At 35.1% G+C, this 6,633-nt stretch carries 1 protein-coding gene; it reads right to left on the bottom strand.

Annotated features, from left to right (window positions below):
• Positions 1-6,013 (bottom strand): SprB repeat-containing protein (locus tag DK441_RS26320; protein WP_160112299.1); only part of this gene is annotated, 6,013 nt, incomplete at its 3' end.
• Positions 6,014-6,633 lie beyond the last annotated feature (620 nt).

The following is a 6,633-nucleotide window of genomic DNA, read 5'->3' as shown; positions in this document are numbered from 1 at the left end:
TGTTTTGAGAATCTCTAATAAATACTGTAGTTGTACCTCCTGGCAGATTATCTATAAACAAATTCGCAGGATCGGTAACAGCTTGATAAGTTACCCCATCGATACTCCAGAAATAACTAGGATCTGCTGGATTTGCTGGTGGTAATCCTCCTGTGATAGATAAGGTAGCTGTACCATTCATATCTCCTGCACAATCTTCTGGAGTTGTAGCATTTACAGTAGCCAAAATTGGTGCTGGTTCTATAATCTGAATATCAATAATAGTTATCGGACAACCGTTATCATCTTCTACTTCTACTCGATAGGTGTCTGGGAGTAGATTTTCAAAAGTATGTTCCCCGGGAAGATTATCTATATCATCTCCTCTAAGTTCATATACGGCTAAATTTGCACTATTATATAAAGAAAACGTATATGAGGCTGTACCACCAGAAGCGGTTACCCTAATATTACCATTTCTTTCACCACTACAAGTAACAGGTGTTTCAAAGGCTTCTGCCACGAATTTCTCTTTTGGTTGGCGTATTTCAAAAGGCGTTACATTATCCATACAATCTCCACTGGTTACGGTATAGGTATAATTTCCGGCTAATAGATCTCCAAAGAAACTAGTGGTTTGTGTATTATCAGAACCAATAGGTCCAGGGAGTTCAACAGCATTTCCTAAGTAATCTGTACCTGTTACTCGATAGCCATAATCACCTAAACCTCCTTCAGTTTTTGCATTAATAGAACCTGTTCGCTCACCAAAACAAATAATAAATGTGTTATTTAGATCTAATGCTACTTTTATTTCCGGAATTTCTCGTATTTGTATCGTATTAGACGCCGGAGAAACACATCCATTTGCATCTCTAACATAGAAATTATAATCACCTTTTGGTAATGTTGGGAATGTAAAAGGACTTGTTCCTGATACAAAAGTAATTCCATCACTGCTAAATTCATAAGGAGGCGTTCCTCCTCCTGCAGTAACTATCATCGGATTCGGGCTAGCAGCACGACAAGTTATAGGTCCTTGATTTACCTTTATGGTTACAGCAGATGGTGTATTAATATCCACATTTCGAGAAAACTGGCATGCTAAGTTATCAGTAACTGTAATAATATAACGACCTGGTTTAAGATCATTCCATTCAAAAGTATTTGTAGCACTTGCTATGTTACCAGTTTGTGAACCATCTGGATATTCAAGCATAAAAAAATAGGTTCCAGGTCCCTGGCCACCTGAAGCTTCAGCTACAATTGTACCATCATCACTATTAGAACAAGCCAAAGTAATTGGGTCAATTTCTTCTAATTCTAAAGGTATTGGGGGTTGGATATTAATTGTATTTGTTACCTCACAACCTCTAGCATCTTTTACTCTAACCACATAGTCTATTCCTGCTGGTGCAATACCACCATCAAGTTTATAACCTCCAAATTTAGGATCACTACCAAATGGCACTAATGGCGGTCCTCCTCCTGGGTTATCTAATTGGTATTGTATTGCTCCAGTACCACCAGTAACAACTGCTTCTATCTTAGCATCATCACCGGGATTACAGGTTTCATCTTGTAATTGATTGATTTTTATCGATATTGAAGATTCTGCTGCTTCTATTTTAAAATTTGGAGATACTCCCGAACACAATCTGGTACCCGTTACCTCGGTAACACGAATATAGTATTCTCCCGGAGGCAAACCTCCTTCTGTGCTAGAATCTATTGAAATAGGTCCTCCACTTGCTGTTACGGGACCTCCAGAAAGTACGGGAAGATCTGATGGGGTCGCGAATCTATTAAAAATCTCCCAGTTTAGATCGACAGGTATCGGATCGTAATTGTCTACAGTAAATTTAATTTCCCCATCTCTTCCATTTACACAGCGCTCATGAGTTATAGTTCCTAAAGAAACTGTAGGAGCTGCAGGAGCAATAAGCGTGAATTTTTGCTGATATTCACAGTTTGTTCCCAGGTCTACAACTTTAATAGTATAGCTTTTTCCAAATTCTAAAGCATTTGTACCGTCAATACGATGGTCTTTAATAAGACCTGGGGGTGTTGGGGGAGGAACAGGATCTGGCGCTCTATCGTTTAGAGCCTGAACGGGATTGTTGAGATCACCGATTACTTCGATTGTAAACCCTACAATAGCGCCACCGGTATCAACTCCAGATCCATTAATTACGGTGATGTCTACTACAGACCCAATAGCACAATTACCTAATGGACTTACTTCTATTTTTAGCTCATCAACTGCATTTTTAATTTCATAAGAACCAAAAACTTCACTACACAAATTGTCATCTATGACTTCAATAGTATATATACCAAAGTCTAAACCTGCAAATAAAACTTGGTCAGCCGAAGGGAAAGATGGAGTAATTAGGGGTATTGGTAGTCCATTTTTAGTTAATTTGTAGGTATAGCTTGCTGCATCGGCATCAGGAGTTCCTCCATCCAAAGTAAGTGTGATTGAACCAGGATTATTACCGCTTCCATCTGTATTACAGGTAATATTAACAATAGTTTCACTAGCTTTAATAGGATCTGGCACAGTAAAAGTTATGTTAGTGATGGTAAAATCACAATCATACCTATCTTTAACAGTAACAGTATGGGATATCGATGTATCTACATTGTTAAATATTTCAGTGGTATTATTTGAGTTAATAGTTACCTCTGTCGCTGTTCCTTGATCTAAAATATAGCTAACAGGTTTTCCTGTACTAACATCTACTTGAATAGCCCCTTTATTATTAGAACATAAAGGATTTTTAGGGGTTACAGTTACGTTTAATGTTTCAAAAGAATTTACGTTAACACTACCTGCTTTGATTGTACAATTGTTGGTATTATCATTAACAAAAACAGGGTAAACACCTGCTGTAGTAGCTCTAAATTCATATGATGTACCTGGCAGTGGGTCTAGTGTAATACCTGAAAAATCTTCTTTGGTATTAAAACTATAATTCCCTGATCCTCCGGTCACTTCTACTTTATATATTGCAATAAATTCATCTGAGTCAAAGGGTAATGCTAAAGGATCGTAATTAGGTGAATCTGGATCGTTAAGAGTTGGATCAGGTTGATATCCCGGGTTACAATGTAAATCTTTAAGAAGTCTCACTGTAGCCGAAAAGTCTTTTGGTTCCTCTACTTCTATATCTTTGTCAAATAAACAGTTACCACCAGAGGATTCTACAAAAACCTGGTATGTGCCTGGGTTAAGGCCTTTAAACGTATGTTTCGCATTTTTGATGGGCCCTGTTGTATCTGTATGTGGGTCGGTTGTGCCTGTGCTATTTATAGTATACGTATAGAATTCTTTTGACTCTGTAACAACTATTTGTACTTGCCCTCTATCATTAGGGCAAGAAGGAGATGTTACTGTAACCTCTTCTTTAGCATCGAATTCTTTTAATTTTGCTGTTGCTTGTACAATGCAAGCTCCGTTAGGTCCATTTTTTTGACGAACGTTAACAGTATACTCACCAGGTTTTGTTAAATCAGAAAATATAGTGGATGTTTGATACGGTCTAATAACTTCTTCGTTAAAAATCAATTCATACTCATGTTGATTTGAGGTTTTTTGAACTTGTAATATTCCTGCTCCCACTTTTGTTCCGGGATTATAACAAACAATATCTTCTAAAACTTTGAGTTCTGGATCCAGGCTGTTTTTAAATACATTAAAGTAAAAAGGTATCGTGCAATTAGCATCAAAAGTAACAACGATTCTATATTCTCCACTTTCTTTAACTGTATAATCTATCCCTTCTCCAACTTTTCCCCAATCATTAATACATACATTATCGATATCTATTGAGGGGGTAGGGCAATTAGGATCTTTTTTTATTGTACAAGCTTTGGTATCTAAGCGTTCCCATATGATTTTAGTTGCTGTTGTAAACTCAGAATTTATGGTGTATTCTGTATCAGATCCACATAAAAATAGCTCAGGTAAAGCTTCACCGGTGATCGTACATGTACGTATATTACCACTTACATTAGGAATAGGATTATCAATAATATCCTTTACAATTTCTAAAACAGGATTTTTTACAGTAGTAAAGGCATCAACCTTAAAAATTTCTATTGCATTTTTACACTTTTTATCGATTTTGGTAACTCTGTATGTTCCGGCTTTTGTAACGTTCAATATTTGATTATTTCCAATTATAGTCCCAGGAGCATCCATATTTACCCATTCATATTTTTCAAAATTATTACCAGCAACAAGCTCTATAGACCCCGTACAAATAAATGCATCTTGTGCTTGTTTGGTACATATATCATCCCTCACCAGAACGTTAGAAGTTCCTGTAATATCATGTCCACATGTATCTTGCCCCAAAATACTTTCCTTTTCTTCTCTGAGAAACCCAGAAGTAGCCCCCGTATATGTAGAAAGAGCTACATTTTTAATCTCATTAGAACATGCATCCCTCAGCTTAAAACAATCATCAATAATTTGCACCCCAAACTCAACAGTATATTTACCCCCGTTTTTAACCAATAATTTGTTGTCAATAGTAATATTGATTTCATCTTTATTACTGTTAATAACAGCAGTTACCCCAGAATTATCTGTAGAAATACTACCTTCTATATAGTCTACATTTATAGGAAGTTTATCTTTGATTGATGCATTGATAATATCTTCATTACCTTGATTTTCTATAGTAAGTTTATAATACAATTTTTGTCCTAAGCTTACATTTTCTCCTGTAATTTCTTTGTCGTCAGTATTAAATACTTGTTTGGTAACTGTAAGTTCGGGCTCAATAATTTCTATTTGAAAAGAATGAAAAAATACACTGTAAGAATCACTTTTAGTAGAAGTAAAAAAAGTAGCCGATGTCTGACCATTTTGGATAATAGTGTTTTTGGGGTTATCGATATCAAAAATATCTATATCAAGCCCCATAGTATTTTTAGATTTAGGTTTTCTTGTAGTCACATACTCACCATTTTCAGAAATCGAACTGTCGAAAAAGTTGTTTTTGGGATTAGCAGGAGTTGTGTAAAGTTCTTGTGTTGTAAAATCTGGTTTTTCTATTTCCAAAATGTCTCCGCTAAAATATCTTTCCCCTTCTAGAGTGGCAATAGAATATCTGGCATTTACGGGTAGTTCATCTGGCAAAGTATTAAAAGGTTCATACTTAAAAGATTTTTTTTTAGCTCCTACATCTACTACTAAATACCCGCTTCTGGTACTTATGTATTTTGCCGGTAATTTAGGATCTTCATATGCTACTACTAATACCCACCCAGAAGAGATACCGTTAGTACCCATTTGGTTAGGATGTTGGTAATCCGATTTTCCAAGTCCCGTAGCAGATCGTACATTAGCAATAGTATACGTTCCTGATGGGTTTGATATACCTTTCATAATATCTGTAACATCTGCGTAGCAAACATAGGGCATGTCTACGGCTGCTGCTGGTTCTGTGGTATCACCATCTTTATCAAAATCTAAAACATCCAGATTTTTGTTGGTATCGCTATTAGGATAACCATCATAAATAACTGTGGTTTGAGAAGGTGGAATCGTGATATAACTCCCTCCAGGAGGTTTAAACTTTACACTTCTAAAATCCGGACGAGTATCTATTAGAGGTAAGTCAGTATATCGTGGTCGACCATCAGGCATCCTATCGACAAAATACGTAGCAGACCAGTATAAGCCCGCATACGCAATTTTTTCGCAACCAGAAGGAAGAATCAGGTCTGCACTACTAGAACTAAATGTATCTTCACTGTCTATATCAATATATCCGAAAGTTTTACTGTTATTACTTTGCAAACCATCATAATCCATATTGGGTGTATATAGTATACCATCCAAGGTTTGATCCAGGCCGGTGATAGCATTACCAATTACTTTTAACTCCCCCTTTATTTTTAATGTACTATTTGGAACAACACCAAAGTCAACTTGAGCGAATGTTTGTGGTGAAATAGATATTGAAATAATTAAAATAATAATAAATTTAGATGACGAATTGAGGTATTTTGCTATCATATTTATATTTGCTTTAATACTTTAGAGCTTTTCTTCTATATTATTCTTTATTGAAATTGAATAGATTTTAGGCACTCTTTTTTATGATGTGTTTTTTTTTCAATATTATTTCCTATTAGAGAAAAAATAGTCACGGTTTTCAGGGGTACACTACTTTTTTAATTTGAAATCAACCCCTAAACCGATAGCTAGCTTTGTAAACAAACATACTTGAAGTCTTCAAAAAAAATGTTGAGCAATTTTGGTTTTGTGATGAATACCTAGTGAATTAGTGACGAATGATTAGAACTTAGATTTAGATTTTCTATAATTCACGTACTAATTTTGTGTTTTTACCTTTATGAAATTCTACAAATGGAACATGATTTTATTAATTAACTGTTAATCCGTCACATTGGGTAGTGTTAAAGAAAAGCCTTCGGTTTCAAACAAATATGGTATCTCGATTATTTATATAAACCACTATAAAAGTATTGTGGGTAGCTATAAGTAGGTTAGTATTATTCATGTGAATATTATTTAAATTAGTGAAAAGTAAAAGAACATGTTTTCTACCAAAGTTAGTTATGTCATATAGTTGTTTGTTAATTGAAAAACCAAAAAATATGCATATAAACAGA

The sequence above is a fragment of the Aquimarina sp. AU58 genome (assembly GCF_900312745.1).
In the GTDB taxonomy this organism is placed as follows: Bacteria; Bacteroidota; Bacteroidia; order Flavobacteriales; family Flavobacteriaceae; genus Aquimarina; species Aquimarina spinulae.
The sequence above is the reverse complement of the archived record's forward strand: the minus strand, read 5'-3'. Positions and strand labels throughout refer to the sequence as shown.